Genomic DNA, 863 nt, shown 5'->3' with positions numbered 1-863 from the left:
AGCGAGCCGGTCAGGTCGATGCTGCGGTTGTACTGGAGGTCCGTCTGCGAGATGTCCGGAATGATCTGCTCGCCGCTACCGTCATAGAAGCCGCCGTTGCGCTGGTAGGCGAGGCCGAGCCGGCCGCGTACCCGCTCGCTGCCGCCGCTCACGGACTGTGCGCCCCGTGCCTGGTAGTCGTCGCCGTCATTGAAGCCGCTGGTCGCGCCGGTCTGGGTGGCGAAGTCGGGGCCGCCACTGTCACCGCGCCTGGTGATGATGTTGATGATCCCGCCGGTGGCACCACCGCCGTACAGTGCCGTGGCGCCGGACAGGACCTCCACCCGGGCGATGTTGAACGGGTCGATGCTGTCGAACTGGCGGCTGATGCCCCGCGAGGAATTCAGCGAGACGCCGTCGATCATCACCAGCACCGAGCGGCCGCGCATGTTCTGACCGTAGTTGGTGCGGCCCTGGGGCGCGACGTCGAGGCTGGGGATGAGCTTGCCCAGCGCCTCCTTCAGGGAGGCCCCGCCGCGTACCTGCTCCATGAACTGTTCGGGTTCCACCACCCAGACCGTGCCGGGCAGGTCGCTGATCTTCGCCGGGGCGCGGCTGCCGACCACCACGGTCTCGTCCAGCGTAATGGCCTGCTCTTCCTCGGCATGGGCGGCGACGGCCAGGCAGGCCAGCGCACTGGTACCGATGAGCCGTCCGGCGCTTGCGAGCGGGGGGCCATGGGTGTTGGTCGTCATTGCGGTCTCCCTGGGCAGGTGTTGGAAGGCGGAGACTAGCAATAACAATAATGATTTTCATCCGTTTGTACGCAACCGGCCCGGCGTATCCGGGACGTTGCCGGATGCCTGCGTGGATGCCTTTCGATG

General features: G+C 66.9%; 1 protein-coding gene. It reads right to left on the bottom strand.

What is annotated here, in order from left to right; all coding sequences use genetic code 11:
• On the bottom strand, window positions 1-734 hold a 734-nt coding region (locus G7A99_RS21870; RefSeq protein ID WP_163144056.1), incomplete at its 3' end, for a TonB-dependent receptor plug domain-containing protein.
• Between the last annotated feature and the right edge of the window lie 129 nt (window positions 735-863).

The organism is Arhodomonas sp. KWT (assembly GCF_010993615.1).
This window is presented reverse-complemented; position numbering and strand designations above follow the sequence as displayed.